This is a genomic window from Acinetobacter genomosp. 15BJ (assembly GCF_000400715.1).
Classification (GTDB): Bacteria; Pseudomonadota; Gammaproteobacteria; order Pseudomonadales; family Moraxellaceae; genus Acinetobacter.
Window position 1 is genome coordinate 399,369 of the sequence record NZ_KE007345.1, and the last position, 18,580, is coordinate 417,948.

Genomic DNA, 18,580 nt, shown 5'->3' on the forward strand with positions numbered 1-18,580 from the left:
GTTTTGCTGTGATAGAACTATTGCCCCAGATGAATGCAAAACGCCTTATTATTTTCTGACAAAATAGTCATTGACCTAAATGAAACAAAACACATAAAAAATCGCCAATAAAGGCGATTTTTTTGAATATTTATATACAACTGTTAACAAATTACATTAAGGCAACATTGCTAAGTAAGTTGATGGATTTTTACGTTGACCATCTTTGACTACTTCAAAATGTAAATGTGGGCCCGTACAACGACCAGTACAACCCACATTGGCAATATGCTCACCTGCACTCACGCGATCACCTGCATTCACGATTAAACGTGATGCATGAGCATAACGGGTGATATAGCCATTGCCGTGATCAATCTCGACATACTGACCATAACCTGTGCCCCAACCTGACTTCGTCACCACACCAGGGCCAGTAGAATAGATTGGCGTACCAGAGGGTGCGGCAAGATCAACACCAGAATGATGACGTGTTGAGCCTAATAAAGTGCGGTTACCCCAAGAAGAACTGACACGTCCTTCCTGTAATGGATGACTCACCAACCAAGAATAACCTGTATTTGCAGAGAATGACGGTGCGTTGTCTTGAGATGAGATCGCTGAACGACCATATTTCTTCTCAATCGTTGCATTGTTCAATTCAATGGTTTTTTCACGTAATTTAACTGACACATTCGATACGGCTGGCAGATCCATATCAGCAGAATGAGTATAAGAACCTTGAGCTAAGGTTTTTGATAATTGCTCTAAGCGGTCATCACCTGTGGCTTGACCAATGTTCTGATAATCTGCGAAAGCAACCGAAGCAGCTGAAGCAGCCAACGAAAATGCGAGTAAAATACGACGCGTATGATGCATAAAAAACCTCTTGAAACCGTCCTTCAAACGTTCCTTTATCATCTGTTCCTTGATAACAGCTGAAGCAAACGCTTAAGATGGACACATCACCTCCGAGGAAGTTATATGTCTGACCCTAACAACGTTTTCCAACAGAAAGGACAACACATAAAAACTGGAAACTTAACGTTTCTGACGACGCAAGTCACACAATGGAAACAACTTACGAAAATTATTCAACCTTTACTGCCCCAACCAGAGCAATGGCAGGTTGTTTGTTATCAACATGGCGTTTTGATCATAACGGGTGAGAATCAAGCAATGATTAGTCAACTCAGCTATTTACAAAGCCACTATGTTGCGCAGTTAGCTCAGCTCGAAGGACTCAAGGAATTACGAAAAATTCAAGTTCGGTTAAGAAACAAAACAGTTGTCTCTCGTGAACCCTCTCCCCCAACAAAAACACTAACATCAGAGACCCAAGAGCAATTGCGCAGCGCCGCTGAATATGTGAGCGACCCTAAGCTTAGCCAAGCTTTACTACGTTTGGCAAGCAATAAAAAGTAAACTGCATAGATTAAGTGTTGGAATACACACTAATTTTATGTGATGAAAATCTCAGATTCATTCGTTATAATATAACATAGGCAATAAAAGACAATGACTTATGTCACACTCACATAAGGAATTGGACAATCACTCTCGTTATTAAATGTTACAATTTCATAGCTGCTTGGATCGTTTTGAACATTGCGTAATAGCTGATTGTTCAGCGCATGCCCCGATTTATAGCCATCAAACTTGGCAATAATTTGATGTCCAAGCAAATATAAGTCTCCGACCGCATCTAGAATTTTATGACGTACAAACTCGTCGGCAAAGCGCAAGCCTTCCTCATTGACTACACCCGTATCATCCACACCAATCGCATTTTCAAGGCTCGCACCCAAAGCCAGATTATTGGCTTTTAAATAATCCAAATCTTTCATAAAGCCAAAAGTTCGCGCCTCACTAACTTCGTAGACGAAAGTTTCCGTCGAGAAATCGATCGTAGCTGATTGATATTCTTTGGCAAAGGCAGGATGATCAAAATCGATAGTAAAGTTGAGCTGAAAGCCTGAATGTGGTGAAAAAATGGCTTTTTTGTCGTCGATTAAAGCCTCTACGGGCTTTAAAATGCGAATGAACTTCTTTGGCGCGTCTTGCTCCGCCAATTCACCTTGCATCAATAAATAAATAAAAGGCCCTGCACTGCCATCCATAATCGGTACTTCGGATGCAGAGACTTCAACTATCAGATTATCAATCCCCAGTCCTGCAATCGCACTCATGACATGCTCAATAGTGCCGACTTTGATATCTTCACGAACCAGATTCGAGCACATAAAGGCTTCTTGAATCAATAAAGCATTGGCTGGAAGGTCAATCGGGGGATTTAAGTCGATACGGCGAAAGACAATACCTCCATCAATATGATGTGGAACAAAATTAATCAGCACCTTTTGACCACTGTGCAGACCAATACCGCTCGCTTTCACCACACGTTTGAGAGTACGTTGTTTCAACATGCCATACCAACTTCATTTGCAAAAACCGATATAACTTAGCATATTTTGCCATTTTAAAAAAATAAAAAAGGGGGTAATTACTTACCCCCCTTCTCTAAACATATGATTTTATTATTTACGCTGTTGATTTTTTAGATAGTCTTGAATGCTCATTGGCGATGAACGTGGCGTAGAACTTGCTGTTGCGCCCACTGGTGCATCCGTATTTGCACGTTTGCTGATCGCAGGAACATCATCTTCATCAACTGGTTGCTGAGCCGCTTGAGCAGACGGTGCATGTGAAACTACAGCACGTCTTTTCTGATCAACTTCACTTGCATTACGGGTTAAACCTGTTGCGATAACAGTCACACGAAGCTCATCACGCGCATCTGGGTCAAATACCGTACCATAGAAGATCTCACCTTCATCCAAATCAACGATCTGGTTCACGACATCAGTAATGATTTCAGTTTCACGCAGGGTAATATCATCCCCGCCCGTAATGTTAATCAATACGCCTTTTGCATTAATAATATTCACATTATCAAGCAATGGGCTACGGATTGCCTGTTCAGCAGCTTGGCGAGCACGATCTTCACCACGACCTAAACCAGCACCCATCATGGCATAACCACGTGTACTCATCGCTGTTTTCAAGTCAGCAAAGTCAAGGTTAATATGACCACGGTTTACCACAAGATCAAAAATACTACGCACTGCATTCAGCAACACATCATCTGCCTTTTTATAGGCATCTTTCATTGAAATATCACCATAAACGCTGAGTAAGCGCTGGTTTGGAATGATGATCAATGAATCAACATGTGCTTCTAAAGCATCAATGCCTTTTTCAGCAGACTTTTGACGACGACGGCCTTCAAAGTTGAATGGTGTAGTCACCACACCTACGGTCAAGATACCCATTTCTTTGGCAACTTCCGCAACCACTGGTGCAGCACCTGTACCTGTACCACCACCCATGCCGGCAGTGACAAACACCATGTCAGTACCTTCAAGATGCTGACGAATCACTTCACGGCTTTCTTCCGCTGCGATTTGACCCACTTCTGGATTCGCGCCTGCACCTAAACCACGTGTACTTTGTTCACCCAATTGAATTTTGAATGGGGCGTTCATACTATCCAATGCTTGTTTGTCTGTATTTGCACAAACGAACTTTACACCTTGGATATCAGATTGCGCCATGTGCTGCACGGCATTACCGCCACCACCACCAACGCCAAATACTGTGAAACGGGCTTGACCGTTGCCATTGTCTAGTTCATCTTCTATAAATTCAAATGAGGCCATGACCTTTAGATTTCCTAATATTAATGGCAGTTACTTCAGCCCGTTACTGCCCTGATTTTTAAACAACTGATGTTTAGGATGCTGTTCAATAATCGCTAGCTTGTCAAGTACAGTGGCTGATTTAGAACAACTTCCTAACAAATTTTCCCAAAAATAACTACAACTTAAAAGATGGCCTTTAATTTGCTATTTAATGCATTCCAACCATTGGCAACACGATCAACAAAACTACGATCACTTGCTTCTTCTGGCTCTTCAACCGTATCTTGCAAATCACTTTGGCTAAACATCAACAAGCCAGATGCGGTTGCGTACATTGAACGACGCAATGCAGCTAAATGTTGATCATCCGCATAAACCTGTAATGGTGGGTTGCCCAAATGAGCAGACACACCCAACATACGGCGCGCCAAATTCACCATACCCTCAATTTGACAAGAATCGCCAGTCAGTACCACACCATGATAGAGGCCATGAATCGCACCGCTATGTTCCAATTCTTCACGGATTAAAGTGAAGATTTCTTCATAACGCGCAATGATGATTTCTGCAAGTTCAATACGACTGATGGTTTGTGTTCCATCAATCGCTTGCACTTGAATCATGTGATCTGGCTTAACGACGCTTAAATCAACACAACCGTGTAAAATCTTGATGCGTTCTGCTTCTTCCGTGGTGGTCTGCAAAACAGCCGCAATATCACGCGTCACATTCTCACCACCACGCGGCAAGGTCCGTGCTAAGGCTAAGCGACCATCTAGGTACACTGCAATATTGGTAATGCCCGCACCAATATCAACCAGACACACACCATACTCTTTTTCGTCTTTGAGCAGACTGGCTTCAGCGGTTGCCAAGCAAGACACCACCATTTTCTCCACCCCGATATTGGCCCCTTTCATGGCACGATCAAGGTTTTGCATGGTGCTGATCGGCATCATCATTAACTGATAATGCCCAGTCATACTATGCGCCGACATATTCACAGGGTTTTGCACCCATTCCGCTGAATCACCCAACTCAAAGCCCAATGGCACAGCACTAGCCAGATAATAGTCTGGCGATACATGACTGGCTTTGGCCAACTCTAGCGCGCGCACCACTTCATTTGTCGTAATAATATGATCGTGGTTGGCAACAGGAGTACGGCCTGACGCATAAAAACTTTGTAATTCAGTACTTGGAATCGACACCCACGCACTATGAATACGACACTCAGCCATATCCTCGGCTTCGGATACCGCATTCTTAATCGCCGCAATGACCTTGTCTAAGCTAACAATCTTGCCTTTAACCATACCTCGGTTGCGAGCAGTTGCCATGCCAATGACTTGGATCTTATCTGGTGCATGGATCTTACCAATCAAAACTGAGACTTTATGAGTCCCAATATCAATCGCAACAACTGAGGGAACAGCTTCACTCATTACTTCAATACCATATCTTTAGTGTTGTTTAGGACGATTGCCCTTTATTTTAAGCCACGTATTATGGCTTTGCCTGAATTGCCCCTGCAAGGCTTGTGTCATCAATCGTTACAACTAACTGACCATTGACAATCTTCGGCGGAGTTGCGTTTTTCCACTGAATGGCAAGACCATTCCGATAACGCAAATCGATTGCCGTGATTTTTGACCATACAGGTTTTAAATCCGTTTGTGCCAAATGGCTTAAGCGTTGCAACTTATTCATAGTTTGATCTTGGTCTACAATAATCCGTAAACCCGAATCAAACTGCATGAACCACGTCATACGCTCGGTTAAATACAATTCTTTTAATCTCAAATTCGCTGGATGAAATAACTGATTAATTTCATTATAGCGACGCATCATCATTTTGGATTGGCTGGCTGGCCCATGTAAAAGCGGCAAGTTTGGATGTGCTGTTGGCACCGCCTCACTAAATACATCACCATTGTCACTGAGCAAACGCCCTGTTCCCCAACGTGCAATCGCATGACGCGGCATCACCCGTACCCGAATTGCATTTGGCCAAGCCCGTGACACTACCACACGATCAACCCATGACACTTTTAACGCTTGATCTCGAATTTGTTCTAAATCTGAAGTGAAATAGTTATCTTTAATAATTGGACTCAGATATTGAACTAACTGTTGGTTCTCAATATCAGAATTGGTTCCAACCACCTGCAACTGCGCCGCTTTTGCATCGGTCATGACTTTATATAAGCCAAACAAACCCAATGCCAAAACAGCAAATGCAATCACTAACAAGACCCAACCGCCCGCATTCACCATTTTTTGTTTAGGCGAAGGCGGTTTCTCGTGAATCGAGCTAATGGCTGGCCGCGTTTTACGGCGCATCGAGGCAGGAAGCTGAGCCATAAATCGTTAAGCCGACGTTACTAAGGTTTGCTCTAAAATCGCAACACAGAGCTGATCAAAACTATAACCTACAGCTTGCGCTGCTTTTGGCACCAAAGAGTGACTGGTCATTCCCGGAACAGTATTCACTTCCAACAACCAGAAGTTACCCTGCTCGTCTTGCATCGCATCAATACGGCCCCAACCTTCCGCACCTACCGCTTGGAAAGCACGTAAGCACAATGCTTGTAAGCTTTTCTCTTCTGCCTCGCTTAGACCACAAGGAATGCCATATTCCACATCATTACGCTGATACTTTGCTTCATAGTCATAGAAGGCAACGTCTGCGGGTGGCTGTAAACGAATCACGGGTAATGGTTGACCATTTAAGAATGAAATCGTGAATTCACGACCTGTGATCCATTTTTCTGCCATTACTACTGCATCATGCTGCGTGGCTTTTTCAATTGCCGCAGCAAAATCTTCAGCTTTCTCAACCTTACTCATGCCGACACTTGAGCCTTCATGTACAGGTTTGATAATCACTGGCAAGCCCAATTCAGCAATCACTGCATCCAGATCGGTATCTTTAGTGACAATACGATAAGGTGCTGTTGGCAGATCACTGCCTTGCCAGATTTGCTTGGTTTTAACTTTATCCATACCAATCGCAGAACCTTGTACACCCGTACCAGTATAAGGAAGGTTTAACCACTCCAATACACCTTGGATCTGACCGTCTTCACCACCACGACCATGTAATACGATAAAAGCACGATCATAGCCAACCAATTCAGTCACACTACGATCTTGTGGGTCAAATGCTTCTGCCTGAACGCCCGAACGTAATAACGCCTCTAAAACAGCTTGCCCGCTGTCCAATGACACAGCACGCTCAGCCGACTTCCCACCAAACAACACAGCAACTTTGCCGAATTTTGCAGCATTTGACACGTTTATATCCTTAAAAAAACTTCATATATTCTATTAAATCCCTCCCCGCCTCCCTTTGAAAAGGGAGGGGTTCCCCCTTTGTTAAAGGGGGTTAGGGGGATTTGGCATACAAGCGATGCTGAGCCAATTCTACCGAAATTGCGCCAACGTTACCCGCGCCTTGTGTTAATAACAGGTCATTTGCTTGTAACACTTTTTGTAAAACGTTCGGTAAATTGCCTTCCACTGGATCAACCAAAATTGGTTCAACCTCACCACGTAGACGAATACTACGCGCTAAAGCACGACTATCAGCGCCCACAATCGGCTTTTCACCTGCCGGATAAACTTCCAGTAATAACAACTGATCCACTTGTGATAACACATCAACAAAGTCATCAAAACAATCACGGGTACGGCTAAAACGGTGCGGCTGGAACAACATTACCAAACGACGGTCTGGATGGCTGGCACGTGCTGCTTTAATGGTTGCTTCAACTTCTTTTGGATGGTGACCATAGTCATCCACCAATTTCACCAAGCCTTCATCAACCTCAAATTCGCCCTGAACTTGGAAGCGACGACCAACACCACTAAAGCCTTCTAAGGCACGGCAAATCGCGCCATCAGACACGCCTTCATCAGTTGCTACACCAATCGCAGCAAGTGCATTCAAGACATTATGCAAACCTGGTTGATTGATAGTGACACGCAATGGCTCACGGTCTTTACGCAATACGGTAAAATGCGACTGCATACCTTCTTGTGCAACATCCACCGCACGAATGTCGTTGTCTTCAGCAAAACCATAGGTTAAGACTGGACGCCCCACCCGCGGAAGAATCTCACGGATATTGGCATCATCGCCACAGACCACAGCCAAACCATAGAATGGCAGGTTATGTAAGAACTGGATAAAGGTATCTTTTAACTTATCAAAGCTGCCTTCATAAGTATCCATGTGATCCGCATCGATATTGGTCACGATCGCAGCCATCGGTTGCAAATACAAGAAGGATGCATCTGATTCATCTGCTTCTGCCACGATAAAACGACTTTCACCGAGCGCTGCATTCACACCAGTGCTATTCAGCAAACCACCGATCACATAAGTTGGATCAAGGTTTTCTTCCGCCAACATGGTGGTCAATAAGCTTGTTGTCGTGGTTTTACCATGTGTTCCCGCAACCGCAATCCCGTGACGGTAGCGCATCAACTCACCCAACATTTCCGCACGACGCACGATTGGGGTACGTTGTTCGATGGCTGCTTTAATTTCTGGGTTTTCAGGATCAATCGCTGTCGACACCACCAGTACATTGGCATTTTTAATATTGTCAGCCGAGTGCCCAATAAATACCTTAATACCATTGGCCTCAAGTTGAGCCGTGGTTTTCGACGCTTTAATGTCTGAGCCTGAAATTTTATAACCTTGGTTACTCAATACTTCGGCAATACCGCACATCCCCGCACCACCAATACCAACAAAGTGGATATTTTTAATACGGCGCATTTCTGGCACTTTAATCAGCTTTTTGGCTTGGTTTGGATTTGTAGGAGACATAAATAAACTCGAATTACAATTTTTTAATCAGATCAACCACATGCTGTGTTGCATTCGGTTGTGCTTGTTGACGTGCTTTTACAGCCATTTCAGAGAGTAGCTGACGATTTAATAAGGTCGCTAATAACTCATCTAAAACAGCAGGTGTCATGTCTGCTTGCTGGCAAATCTTGGCTGCGCCAGCATTGGCCAAGAATTTTGCATTTGCCGTTTGGTGGTCATCCACCGCAATCGGTAAAGGCACAAAAATCGCCGCCAAACCTGCGGTTGCGACTTCCGTCACCGTTAAAGCACCAGCACGGCATATAATCAAATCTGCTTCACTATAGGCTTTTGCCATATCGTGAATAAAGGGTTCCACTTGAATATCCAAACTCGCAGGTGCACCTTGATATAGTGCACGCGTGGCATCTTGCTTGTTTTGACCACACTGATGAAAGACCTTCAGCGGAACATTGACCTTTTTCAAAGCCTCAGGCAAACGCTCATTCAATGCTTGTGCGCCCAGTGAACCCCCCACAATTAGAAGATTGATCGGCAATTGTTCTTGTTCACGGGTTTGATAGCGCCAAGAAGGATTTAAAATCGCAGTAATCTCCGCACGCACAGGATTACCTGTGGTCACGACTTTATCACTGTTTGCAAATGTATTTGGAAAAGCCTGACACACGGTCTTGGCAATACGTGCCAATTGGGTGTTGGTAAACCCTGCAATCGCATTTTGCTCATGAATCAGCACAGGAATACCCAGCAAACGTGCAGCCAAGCCACCTGGACCTGCCACATAACCACCAAAACCCGCCACAGCATCAATCTTGAGCTGTTTCATATAGCGCATGGCGCTTAGGGTGGCTTTTAAAATTTTAAACGGTGCACTGATTTTACGGACAAGGCCATTGCCGCGCACACCTTGAATATCAATTTGATAAATCGGAATATTTTGATCTTTCAGCAACCGATTTTCCATTCCCGTAGGCGTCGCTAACCAAGAGACTTGGCAGCCTTCCTGTTGCAGCTGTTTGGCAACAGCAAGCGCGGGAAACACATGCCCACCTGTACCTGCTGCCATCATCATGACATGTTTGGGTTTGTTCTGCGGTGAATTGGTCACGGTCTAATTCTTCAACTCAAAAAAGAAGGTTATCGTATATTGTTTTCGGGAGTTATTTTAATCCTAAAGTTTCATTCACGAAAAGCGAATTTCACCTGTTTACAACAGAAAGCTGGGCTTTTTTCGATTCTTTGTTAAAAACAAGGTTCTGCCGATATACAAAAGCCCGTTTGCCTGCCAATTTCGCTGACATTCAAACGGGCAATTCGGTCAAAAATGCAACTTTTTTAGTTTTTACGACCTGCTTCTAAAACATCGAAAAGATCATCGGCAATTGAGGTGCCAAATTGTGCATCGATCTCACGAATACAGGTTGGACTGGTCACGTTAATTTCAGTCACATAGTTACCGATCACATCCAAGCCAACAAAGACCAGACCTTTTTCACGCAGGAATGGACCGACTTTTGCCGCAATCAATTTATCATTTTCAGTCAGTGGACGAGCTTGACCTAAACCACCTGCGGCCAAGTTACCCCGCACTTCGCCATTTTGCGGAATCCGCGCCAAGCAATATGGAATCGGTTCGCCATTGACCAGCAAGATGCGTTTATCGCCTTCGACAATTTCAGGGATATAACGTTGCGCCATGATTGGACGCGTACCCATTTCAGTGAGCATTTCCAAAGTCGAACCAATGTTTACCCCATCTTGATATAAACGGAAAATCCCCATACCACCCATCCCATCCAAAGGCTTCACAATCACATCACCATGTTCTTTGATAAATTCACGAATCAGGCTTTGTTGTGAGGTCACCAAAGTGGGTACTTGTAATTCAGGGAATTGGGTCGCGAATAGCTTTTCATTACAGTCACGTAATGATTGTGGTTTGTTGATAATCCACACCCCTTCACGCTCGGCCTGTTCCAAAATATAGGTGGTATAGACAAAATTCATGTCGAACGGTGGGTCTTTACGCATCAACACCACATCGTAATCCGCCAACGATTCTTTGCGTTGCTCACCCAACTCATAGTAATGGTTGTAGTCTTCAAATACTTTCAGCGGTGAGATCAGGCCAAATGCTTTGCCTTGGTCGATATATAAATCGTGTTGTAATGCATAACCCAATTCATGTCCGCGACGGCTGGCCGCCCATAACATCGCCATAGTTGAATCTTTTTTAAGATTCACAGTTTCAATCGGGTCCATCACGACCAGTACACGCATAATCTGACGCTCGTATTTTTAATCTTGGCAAAAAGTATAGCGAAGTTTACTGATGATGTTTAAACAAGTTATGTAATTATTAAATCTAAAAAAATCTAATTTATTCAAATCACTAGATTCAATTTACTTGAATAGACTATTTTATTAGGGATAAAAATTTACTGGCAAATGAATCCATCGCCAGTAATTTTTAAAGCATCGCATTTTAAATTCAAATTAAGCCAAAAGCTTTTGAATATCTTTGGCAATTTTTTCAGGTTTGGTGATTGGGGCATAGCGTTTGACCACTTCACCGTTTTGATTGATCAGAAATTTAGTGAAGTTCCATTTAATGCTGCTGCCTAACAGACCTTTGGCTTCAGAAGTGAGATATTGATACAAAGGATGTGCGGTTGGGCCATTCACATCGACCTTGGCAAACATTGGGAAAGATACGCCATAATTACGCTGACAGAAGCTACCAATTTCTTCATTGCTGGATGGATCTTGGTTGGCAAATTGGTTACATGGAAAACCGAGAATCACCAAACCTTGCTGTTGATAGTCCTGATATAACTTTTCCAAACCTTCAAATTGTGGCGTTAGACCACACTGACTCGCCGTATTGACCACCAATAACACTTTGCCTTGGTAATCGGCGAGGTTCTTTTGTTCGCCTTCTAACAGTTCAGCCTGAAAATCATAAATCTTGCTCATAGGTGTTCTCTCTTCTATCTATCCAATGGTGGATTTGCTCAAAATAATTTGCTGAATCATTCAGCTTGCTCATTTAATATTTCACACAATTATCTTGTGTGCAAGTTAATTATACGCAATATACTTTTCAAGCAATCCAATTTATACTGAATGTTCAACAACCGAGTCGAGGACAAATCATCATGGCTGAAGTTTCATTTTTGGATAACCAAGTGTGTTTTGCCATGTATTCCGCGACCAATGCGATGATTCGCCAATATCGCCCTTTGCTGCAGGAACATGATCTGACCTATCCGCAATTTATTGTATTGCTGGCTTTGTATGAACAAGACAATGTGATGTTGTCTGAAATTGGGCAAAAGACTTTTTTTGATTCTGGAACGCTGACACCGATTATTAAAAAACTTGAAGAAAAGCAGTTTTTAAAGCGTGTTGCGGTCAAAGAAGATGAACGGATGAAAAAAGTGATTTTGCTGGAAAAAGCACTGGTTTCAAAAGATGAAATTACCCTGATTCCGTTTAAGCTCGCCTGCTCATTGGGTATGGACCCGAATGATTTAGTGGCGATTCATAACTTATGCCATCGTTTTCTAAAGGGTTTGGAACAATCTAAACTCGAGAGTCTGGAAAATTAAATGCAGCAAGCGATTGTGTGTTTTCATCTCGATGAGGAAGGACATTACGTTGCTGATCTTGCTTGTGGGCATGAGCAACATGTGCGCCATGATCCACCGTGGCAAAATCGCCCTTGGGTGTTAACCGAACAAGGACGTAAAGAAAAATTAGGGATGATGTTGGAATGTAAGAAATGTGAGGAAGGAAAAAACTCAATATTATCGTCTTAATAACCTTATTTGATAATCTGTAATACGGTTTAACTTTGGGGTATATATAGGAAATTGCTGTTGTAGATAAAGTAAAGCATCTGCCAGTGTTACCTGATGCAAATTTTTACAGATCCCAAATATTAAATTATCTAAACTCATCATGAACTGTGTTATATCACCCTCTAAGCTTTGGCTATAAATATCTGCATCCAATTCATCCTCTGGATCTTCTAATGGTGTAGTCGCCTGTATGTGTAGATTAAATTTAAACTTTCGCATTAATTCAGATGGAATCTGATTTTCACACCGCATCAACCAAGTAAGTGTAATTAAATTATGTCCGAAAAAACTAGGTTGATGTATACATTCGTCCAGTAAACTTTGAAAAGTTATATTTTGATCAAAGGATTCAGAGAGGAGTTGTTTACTTGTATTACCAAAAGTGGATGTTAAAAATTCTGTAAAACGATCTAAAAAAGGGTATATCTGTTTTTCATTCAACGTAGGCAGCAAAGTCTGGAAAGATAATAATATCGTTATATTATGAGATAAATATTCATTATTTGAGGCAGCTAACTTTATATAATGATCAAAAATATTTGTAAATCCATAATTGCAATACCATTGATATAATGCTGAGTACGCAACGGGATAAATACTTCTATTCAATATGCTTTGAATACGAGGTAATGAAAACTGTGTATCATGGCTATCTTGAGTAAATGAGCGCACATTATATATTTCACTTTGAAAAATTAATTTATCAGCTTGCGCCCAGATAGCATTATTCCCCAAAACAGTAAAAATATTTTTCGCAGCCTGATAAGACTTTATCGCATGAGGCTGATGAATCGTTGCACTATAATTCAATGCTCTTTCTAATAATTCATCTTCAGTCATAAGAACCTAGCTGATTATATCTTTTTCAAATTACATTCTGATAATCCACCAAATTTCTCATATTATCAATAGCAGCATCCCTGCATTTCAATCCCTCTTGACCTCAAGTCAACTTGAGCTTTTATAGTTGTATTTTGATCGAAAGAATACGGATAGATGGATGGATAATTCGAATAAAACATTTCTCATATACGGCGTCAGCAAAGGCCTAGGTAAAGCCATTGTTCAAGCTGTACCAAAACCAACAGATACCATCTATGGTGTATCTCGCACCCAACCACAAGAAACTCTAAACTTAGACTGGATTTGTGCTGATCTATCCAAGCCAGAGCAAGCGGTAAGCGATGTAAAGGCAACAATTGGACAACAAAAACTTGATGTTCTGATCTACAATGTGGGTATCTGGGAGCAACAGGCATTTAGCGACAACTATAATTTTGAAGAGGTTTCTGCTGCTGAAATCAACCAAATCATTCATACCAATATCAGCACCTGTATACTGTCGATTCAATCTCTCATTGAAAATCTAAAACTCTCCAACAACGCCAAAATTATTCTGATCGGCTCAACGTGGGGTGTTGATAATCATAACGGTAAAGAACTTGTTTTTTCGGCAACCAAATTTGCGTTAAGGGGCATTGCGCAATCATTACGAGAAATCTTACGTGAGCACTTGATTGGAGTCAGTGTAATTAACTTGGGCTATCTGGCCAGTGAGTATGAGATTGATAAACCAATGCAAGACGTTTTACAAGAGACTGAATATTCTCTCATCCCTTTAGCCGATGTGATTCAGGCGATTCATTTTATTATTTCAACCAGTAAAGCAACTTGTGTTAAAGAAATCTTGATGCCTGCGATGTTGGATCAGAATGTTTGATTTTTCTCTTAATCTCTAAGACCAATTATACCTCTTCCACCATCTTTAAAATGATAGATAGTATCCATGATAGTAATTCTGGAGAAATCAAACTCAATTGAGCTTAAAACGGCTATAAACCATATCAATTACAGCTTTATAATTTTTGTTTCGCCACTTTAATGTACTGAATCGCAAAAAAGATAGCCAATATAAAACATACAACAGCAGCCATAAGGCTAATCAAAGGCTGTATTGATAATGAAATGGCGAGACTTGAAGCGATAGAAAATACAACCGTCAAAATTAAATATTTTAACTTTTTCGCTTTAAGCGCTTCTTTCTGATAATCATACATTTATTAAATTTCTCTGTTTTTAAATAATCAATTACTCCAAATATAAAGACATAATAAATAAAAAAGGAAGCCTCAGCTTCCTTTTCGTTTACATCTAAAACTTAGATGCCGTATTTTTCACGATAAGCCTGCATATTGGCTAAAGCGTCTTTTTCGCCTTTCGTATCTAGATAATCCATCAAATCTTTCATGGTAATCAATGCATGTACTGGAATTTCTAATTCTTTTTGTACTTCCTGAATCGCAGAAAGCTGACCTTGACCACGTTCTTGACGATCTAACGCCACCAATACACCTGCAATTTCAGCACCTGCATTTTTTAAGATAGTCACAACTTCACGAATCGCTGTTCCCGCAGTGATCACATCATCAATGATCCAAACTTTTTGACCTGCAACCGATGCACCTACCAAAACACCGCCTTCACCATGATCTTTGGCTTCTTTACGGTTAAAGCCCCATGGTACGCTTTTGCCATGAACTTGAGACAACGCCACCGCTGTTGCTGCGACAAAAGGAATCCCTTTATACGCTGGGCCAAAAATCACACCGACATTATCGCACTGCACCAGTTTGTCGGCATAGCCTTGCGCTAACAAAGACAGTGCTTCACCATCGTTTAACAAACCTGCGTTAAAGAAATAAGGACTGACACGGCCTGATTTTAAGGTAAACTCACCAAATTTAAGCACTCCACGTGATAATGCGAGTTCGATAAAAGCTTGCGGATGAAATGACACAGGCGTTGTCATATAAAGTGCTCCAAATTCTTCAATTGAGGTTAAACAGACGTATGATACCAAAGGATAGCTATCCAAGTGATGTAAAAATTCTTCGAGTCGTTTCAATTAACGTAAATGGCTTGCGCTCATCAGTCACCAAAGGCTTACTCGAATGGTTAGAACAGTCGGGTGCCGATGTGGTGTGTATGCAGGAAAGCCGCATCACCCATGAACAATGGACCGATAAATTTAAACCTGAAGGTTGGTATACCCACCTGTTCCCTGCTGAACGCGCAGGTTATGCAGGTACGGCGATCTATAGCCGTCTGCCATTCGTGTCAGTAAAAAATGGTTTAGGCTTTGAACTCGCTGATTCTCAGGGGCGTTTTATTGCTGCTGAATTCGATCTAGGCTTGTCACAAACTGTTCATATTGCCTCGTTATACTTGCCATCAGGATCAAGCGGTGACGAAGCGCAAGCACGCAAAGACGTGTTTTTACAAGAATACGCCAAAATACTCAAACAGTGGCGAGATGAAAATAAATCAATCATTGTCTGTGGGGATTACAATATCGTGCATAAACGCATCGATATTAAAAACTGGTCAGGTAACCAGAAATCTTCTGGGGTACTGCCACATGAACGTGCTTGGCTTGATCATATGTATGACGAGTTAGGTTATGTGGATACTTTCCGCGAAGTTCGCCCTGAAGCAGAATTGTATTCATGGTGGTCAAATCGCGGTCAAGCACGTGCAAAAAATGTTGGGTGGCGTATTGACTACCATTCATGCTCTCCAGACTGGAAAGCACGTACAACAAATGCATGGGTCTATAAAGAACAATGGTTTAGTGACCATGCACCCGTCATTATCGACTATAAAATACACGAATAAGTGAACACTTGTTCACTTTGGTCGCTTCTTTAGCTTACATAACTTGTCGCTTTTGTGTATTTTTATTTCGCATCTAGAACGGCATTATAGCTTCACGGCACAGGGAAGCGGTCAGGATGACCAAAAAGGGATAGGACGCCGTAGGAAGATAAAATAAACTTAGATTAAGTTTATTTGCATGGATGAGACATTGGACGTTGAAATGAGACCCGCATAATCAGGAAGATTATATGCGGGTTTTCTCTTTTCTAGATATTAGATTTTCTTTCTTTGATCTGTCTTTAGCAGGTTTGCTCAAAACACATGATCATTTTCGTCATTTAATTTTTGCTTCATACACTACCGATAAACTTGATAAAAAATTTCAACTGGCACATACCCCATCTTTTGCGCTAGGCTTTGACTCATATCTTTTGTTCTTTTTATGGTTTTCGGTATGTTTAAAATTTACGGCATTAAAAATTGTAATTCGATGAAAAAAGCCTTTGATGCCTTACAAGCCAACGGCATCAATTACGAATTTCATGATTATAAAAAACAAGGCATTGATGCAGATACTTTAGCGCTCTGGTTAAAAGAGATTGGTGCAGACAAAGTACTGAATAAAAAAGGCACTACATGGCGCAAATTAAGCGCGGATGAGCAAACACACGCGACCAGCAATGAACAGAACCTGATTGAAGCCCTAATTGCGCAGCCAAGCCTGATTAAGCGTCCTGTACTGCAAACGGCTCAAGGTTTCGTGATTGGCTTTGATGAGGCCACTTATCAAGCTTTATCAGCTTAAATTTTATCAACCAGCAACAATAAAAAAACCGAGTCACGAGACTCGGTTTTTTATTATCTAAATCTGGCTTAGTTGGTACGAATCCACGTTTGGTTACGACCTAAAGCAGCAACACCAATATAACCACGTAATTTCAGCTTCTGACCACCTTCAATGATTTCAGCTTTCAATTTATAGGTTTTGCCATTTTTAGGGTCAATAATTGAACCACCATCGTAATTCACACCACCGACATTTTTCAGGCTATGCACAATAGTCACGCCTTTGAGCGGTTTGTTATGGTAAGTTCCTTCACATTTAGAACAAGCATTTTCCTGACCTGCCACTAAATATTTTTGAATCGACGCCGTTAACGTTCCATCCTTTTGCTCCGTGAACTTCACGATCGCCTTTGGCTGTTTTGTTTCATCATCAATAGTCTGCCAAACGCTGCCATTCAGCGCATCCGCTGCATTGGCAAAAGTTGTCAAACCGAGCAATCCAAATGCTAAAGCAATTTTCTTCATTTTTGTAATATCCTTAAGGGGTCTTTCAAACTGAAAGTATTGAGAACTTCAATCAATATTGCAATTCTTGATTATGACTATTTGGTATAACCTGAGTAAGAGTGTCGTAGTGCACATTTTTTCAGATTTTATCGTCGTGCTTAGACATAGCTTATTTTCAAGAACTTTCTTATTGCTATACTGATCTAACAATATGGAAAAATTATGAAATTTGCTACTGTTTGGAAATATTATTTTACTGAATCCTTACTTAAAGCGACGATTCGGACACCTAGTCAATTTAACTTGGCCCCAAATGCATTACGTCCGTTGCTCGATCAACTGTGTCGTCTATTTCCACAGGATTCAACAGTACAAGTCCGTCCAATACGCCTAGCTGGTGTACGTGGTGAAGAAATTAAAGCTCAAGCAGCGGCGACACAGCTGATTTTCCACATTCACGGTGGTGCTTTTTTCCTTGGTAGTTTAAATACGCATCGTGCCTTGATGACAGATATCGCCGCACGTACCCAAATGCAAGTGATTCATGTTGATTATCCACTTGCACCTGAACATCCTTATCCTGAAGCCATTGATGCGATTTTCGATGTCTATCAAGCGCTGCTGGTACAAGGGATTAAACCGAAAGATATTATTATCTCAGGTGATTCTTGCGGTGCTAACCTTGCTTTGGCCTTGTGTTTGCGTCTCAAACAGCAACCTGAGTTGATGCCAAGTGGCTTGATTCTGATGTCGCCTTATCTTGACCTCACCTTGACCAGTGAATCGCTACGCTTTAACCAAAAACATGATGCCTTATTGTCTATTGAGGCCTTACAGGCAGGTATTAATCATTATCTTACCGATAATATTCAAGCCGATGATCCACGTGTTTCACCGTTGTTTGATGATTTAAAAGGGCTTCCACCCACCTTGGTACAAGTCGGCTCTAAAGAAATTTTACTGGATGATTCAAAACGCTTTAGAGAAAAAGCGGAAAAAGCCGATGTCAAAGTCCAGTTCAAGCTGTATACCGGCATGTGGCATAATTTCCAGATGTTTAATGCCTGGTTCCCAGAAGCCAAACAAGCCTTGGCAGATATTGCTGAATTTGCGCATGCAATCGATCGCGATTAACCGACTTATATTCGTGCAAAAAATGGTCAGCTATGTCTGACCATTGTCATTCTTAATTTACTTTTGTCATCATAAAATAAAATTGATTGGATATTCTGATAAGAGCTGAT

General features: G+C 41.7%; 21 protein-coding genes. 7 read left to right on the plus strand and 14 right to left on the minus strand.

The window, feature by feature from the left end; translation table 11 throughout:
• Positions 1-156 precede the first annotated feature (156 nt).
• A complete protein-coding gene (locus F896_RS17410; RefSeq protein ID WP_005201593.1) occupies positions 157-858 on the minus strand; it encodes a M23 family metallopeptidase in 702 nt (233 codons plus the stop codon).
• A 105-nt stretch (positions 859-963) separates the two neighbouring features.
• Between F896_RS17410 and F896_RS17405 the strand changes: the two genes are divergently transcribed.
• Positions 964-1,404 (plus strand): hypothetical protein, encoded by a 441-nt coding sequence (locus tag F896_RS17405; protein ID WP_004803613.1) that lies wholly within the window; start codon positions 964-966, stop codon positions 1,402-1,404.
• A gap of 98 nt (positions 1,405-1,502) precedes the next feature.
• Here the strand turns inward: F896_RS17405 and lpxC are convergent, their stop codons facing one another.
• The 9 genes from lpxC to F896_RS17360 all read right to left on the minus strand — a co-directional run bounded on the left by lpxC (position 1,503) and on the right by F896_RS17360 (position 11,499).
• Complete coding sequence (gene lpxC / locus F896_RS17400) at positions 1,503-2,405, minus strand: UDP-3-O-acyl-N-acetylglucosamine deacetylase (RefSeq protein WP_004803611.1); 903 nt, start codon at positions 2,403-2,405, stop codon at positions 1,503-1,505.
• Positions 2,406-2,516: 111 nt separating this feature from the next.
• Complete coding sequence (gene ftsZ / locus F896_RS17395; protein ID WP_004803609.1) at positions 2,517-3,698, minus strand: cell division protein FtsZ; 1,182 nt, start codon at positions 3,696-3,698, stop codon at positions 2,517-2,519.
• Positions 3,699-3,862: 164 nt separating this feature from the next.
• On the minus strand, positions 3,863-5,125 hold the full coding sequence (gene ftsA, locus F896_RS17390; protein ID WP_016162413.1) for a cell division protein FtsA: 1,263 nt from the start codon (positions 5,123-5,125) through the stop codon (positions 3,863-3,865).
• Positions 5,126-5,186: 61 nt separating this feature from the next.
• Positions 5,187-6,044 (minus strand): cell division protein FtsQ/DivIB, encoded by an 858-nt coding sequence (locus F896_RS17385; RefSeq protein ID WP_016162414.1) that lies wholly within the window; start codon positions 6,042-6,044, stop codon positions 5,187-5,189.
• Between the two features lie 6 nt (positions 6,045-6,050).
• Complete coding sequence (locus F896_RS17380; RefSeq protein WP_016162415.1) at positions 6,051-6,977, minus strand: D-alanine--D-alanine ligase; 927 nt, start codon at positions 6,975-6,977, stop codon at positions 6,051-6,053.
• 91 nt (positions 6,978-7,068) lie between these two features.
• The gene (murC, locus tag F896_RS17375; RefSeq protein WP_005209474.1) at positions 7,069-8,520 is read right to left on the minus strand and encodes a UDP-N-acetylmuramate--L-alanine ligase; all 1,452 of its coding nucleotides are present in this window, start codon (positions 8,518-8,520) and stop codon (positions 7,069-7,071) included.
• Positions 8,521-8,533: 13 nt separating this feature from the next.
• Positions 8,534-9,631 carry an undecaprenyldiphospho-muramoylpentapeptide beta-N-acetylglucosaminyltransferase gene (gene murG, locus F896_RS17370; RefSeq protein WP_081401977.1) on the minus strand — a complete coding sequence of 366 codons (1,098 nt, stop codon included), beginning with the start codon at positions 9,629-9,631 and terminating at the stop codon, positions 8,534-8,536.
• A 227-nt stretch (positions 9,632-9,858) separates the two neighbouring features.
• Complete coding sequence (gene gshB / locus F896_RS17365) at positions 9,859-10,803, minus strand: glutathione synthase (protein WP_016162416.1); 945 nt, start codon at positions 10,801-10,803, stop codon at positions 9,859-9,861.
• Positions 10,804-11,019: 216 nt separating this feature from the next.
• Positions 11,020-11,499, minus strand: coding sequence for a glutathione peroxidase (locus tag F896_RS17360; RefSeq protein WP_005209477.1), 480 nt, complete (start codon positions 11,497-11,499; stop codon positions 11,020-11,022).
• Positions 11,500-11,681: 182 nt separating this feature from the next.
• On the opposite strand from F896_RS17360, the gene F896_RS17355 reads away from it, so the two are divergent.
• Both F896_RS17355 and F896_RS17350 read left to right on the plus strand, forming a co-directional pair.
• Positions 11,682-12,134: a MarR family winged helix-turn-helix transcriptional regulator gene (locus F896_RS17355; protein ID WP_016162417.1), complete on the plus strand. Its 453-nt coding sequence runs from the start codon at positions 11,682-11,684 to the stop codon at positions 12,132-12,134.
• Positions 12,135-12,344, plus strand: coding sequence for a DUF3565 domain-containing protein (locus F896_RS17350; RefSeq protein ID WP_016162418.1), 210 nt, complete (start codon positions 12,135-12,137; stop codon positions 12,342-12,344). It begins immediately after the preceding gene.
• On the opposite strand, the gene F896_RS17345 is transcribed toward F896_RS17350, so the two are convergent.
• On the minus strand, positions 12,333-13,226 hold the full coding sequence (locus tag F896_RS17345; protein ID WP_016162419.1) for a hypothetical protein: 894 nt from the start codon (positions 13,224-13,226) through the stop codon (positions 12,333-12,335). The genes F896_RS17350 and F896_RS17345 overlap by 12 nt on opposite strands.
• Before the next feature lie 160 nt (positions 13,227-13,386).
• Between F896_RS17345 and F896_RS17340 the strand changes: the two genes are divergently transcribed.
• Positions 13,387-14,106: an SDR family oxidoreductase gene (locus F896_RS17340; protein WP_016162420.1), complete on the plus strand. Its 720-nt coding sequence runs from the start codon at positions 13,387-13,389 to the stop codon at positions 14,104-14,106.
• 136 nt (positions 14,107-14,242) lie between these two features.
• Here the strand turns inward: F896_RS17340 and F896_RS17335 are convergent, their stop codons facing one another.
• Positions 14,243-14,443 carry a hypothetical protein gene (locus F896_RS17335; protein ID WP_016162421.1) on the minus strand — a complete coding sequence of 67 codons (201 nt, stop codon included), beginning with the start codon at positions 14,441-14,443 and terminating at the stop codon, positions 14,243-14,245.
• Positions 14,444-14,544: 101 nt separating this feature from the next.
• Positions 14,545-15,195, minus strand: a complete 651-nt coding sequence (gene pyrE / locus F896_RS17330) for an orotate phosphoribosyltransferase (protein ID WP_016162422.1) — start codon at positions 15,193-15,195, stop codon at positions 14,545-14,547.
• A gap of 41 nt (positions 15,196-15,236) precedes the next feature.
• Here pyrE and F896_RS17325 point away from each other — a divergent pair, with 41 nt between their 5' ends.
• Positions 15,237-16,061, plus strand: a complete 825-nt coding sequence (locus tag F896_RS17325; RefSeq protein ID WP_016162423.1) for an exodeoxyribonuclease III — start codon at positions 15,237-15,239, stop codon at positions 16,059-16,061.
• Between the two features lie 436 nt (positions 16,062-16,497).
• Positions 16,498-16,848: an arsenate reductase gene (locus F896_RS17315; protein ID WP_032881991.1), complete on the plus strand. Its 351-nt coding sequence runs from the start codon at positions 16,498-16,500 to the stop codon at positions 16,846-16,848.
• A 68-nt stretch (positions 16,849-16,916) separates the two neighbouring features.
• On the opposite strand, the gene F896_RS17310 is transcribed toward F896_RS17315, so the two are convergent.
• Positions 16,917-17,354 carry a DUF2147 domain-containing protein gene (locus F896_RS17310; protein ID WP_016162426.1) on the minus strand — a complete coding sequence of 146 codons (438 nt, stop codon included), beginning with the start codon at positions 17,352-17,354 and terminating at the stop codon, positions 16,917-16,919.
• Positions 17,355-17,558: 204 nt separating this feature from the next.
• On the opposite strand from F896_RS17310, the gene F896_RS17305 reads away from it, so the two are divergent.
• A complete protein-coding gene (locus F896_RS17305; protein WP_016162427.1) occupies positions 17,559-18,470 on the plus strand; it encodes an alpha/beta hydrolase in 912 nt (303 codons plus the stop codon).
• Positions 18,471-18,580 lie beyond the last annotated feature (110 nt).

Excerpts from the sequence above, each read along its gene's own strand:
- F896_RS17410 (WP_005201593.1), bottom strand. The coding sequence starts at position 858 with ATGCATCATACGCGTCGTATTTTACTCGCATTTTCGTTGGCTGCTTCA.
- F896_RS17405 (WP_004803613.1), top strand. The coding sequence starts at position 964 with ATGTCTGACCCTAACAACGTTTTCCAACAGAAAGGACAACACATAAAA.
- lpxC (WP_004803611.1), bottom strand. The coding sequence starts at position 2,405 with ATGTTGAAACAACGTACTCTCAAACGTGTGGTGAAAGCGAGCGGTATT.
- ftsZ (WP_004803609.1), bottom strand. The coding sequence starts at position 3,698 with ATGGCCTCATTTGAATTTATAGAAGATGAACTAGACAATGGCAACGGT.
- ftsA (WP_016162413.1), bottom strand. The coding sequence starts at position 5,125 with ATGAGTGAAGCTGTTCCCTCAGTTGTTGCGATTGATATTGGGACTCAT.
- F896_RS17385 (WP_016162414.1), bottom strand. The coding sequence starts at position 6,044 with ATGGCTCAGCTTCCTGCCTCGATGCGCCGTAAAACGCGGCCAGCCATT.
- murC (WP_005209474.1), bottom strand. The coding sequence starts at position 8,520 with ATGTCTCCTACAAATCCAAACCAAGCCAAAAAGCTGATTAAAGTGCCA.
- gshB (WP_016162416.1), bottom strand. The coding sequence starts at position 10,803 with ATGCGTGTACTGGTCGTGATGGACCCGATTGAAACTGTGAATCTTAAA.
- F896_RS17360 (WP_005209477.1), bottom strand. The coding sequence starts at position 11,499 with ATGAGCAAGATTTATGATTTTCAGGCTGAACTGTTAGAAGGCGAACAA.
- F896_RS17355 (WP_016162417.1), top strand. The coding sequence starts at position 11,682 with ATGGCTGAAGTTTCATTTTTGGATAACCAAGTGTGTTTTGCCATGTAT.
- F896_RS17350 (WP_016162418.1), top strand. The coding sequence starts at position 12,135 with ATGCAGCAAGCGATTGTGTGTTTTCATCTCGATGAGGAAGGACATTAC.
- F896_RS17345 (WP_016162419.1), bottom strand. The coding sequence starts at position 13,226 with ATGACTGAAGATGAATTATTAGAAAGAGCATTGAATTATAGTGCAACG.
- F896_RS17340 (WP_016162420.1), top strand. The coding sequence starts at position 13,387 with ATGGATAATTCGAATAAAACATTTCTCATATACGGCGTCAGCAAAGGC.
- F896_RS17335 (WP_016162421.1), bottom strand. The coding sequence starts at position 14,443 with ATGTATGATTATCAGAAAGAAGCGCTTAAAGCGAAAAAGTTAAAATAT.
- pyrE (WP_016162422.1), bottom strand. The coding sequence starts at position 15,195 with ATGACAACGCCTGTGTCATTTCATCCGCAAGCTTTTATCGAACTCGCA.
- F896_RS17325 (WP_016162423.1), top strand. The coding sequence starts at position 15,237 with ATGATACCAAAGGATAGCTATCCAAGTGATGTAAAAATTCTTCGAGTC.
- F896_RS17315 (WP_032881991.1), top strand. The coding sequence starts at position 16,498 with ATGTTTAAAATTTACGGCATTAAAAATTGTAATTCGATGAAAAAAGCC.
- F896_RS17310 (WP_016162426.1), bottom strand. The coding sequence starts at position 17,354 with ATGAAGAAAATTGCTTTAGCATTTGGATTGCTCGGTTTGACAACTTTT.
- F896_RS17305 (WP_016162427.1), top strand. The coding sequence starts at position 17,559 with ATGAAATTTGCTACTGTTTGGAAATATTATTTTACTGAATCCTTACTT.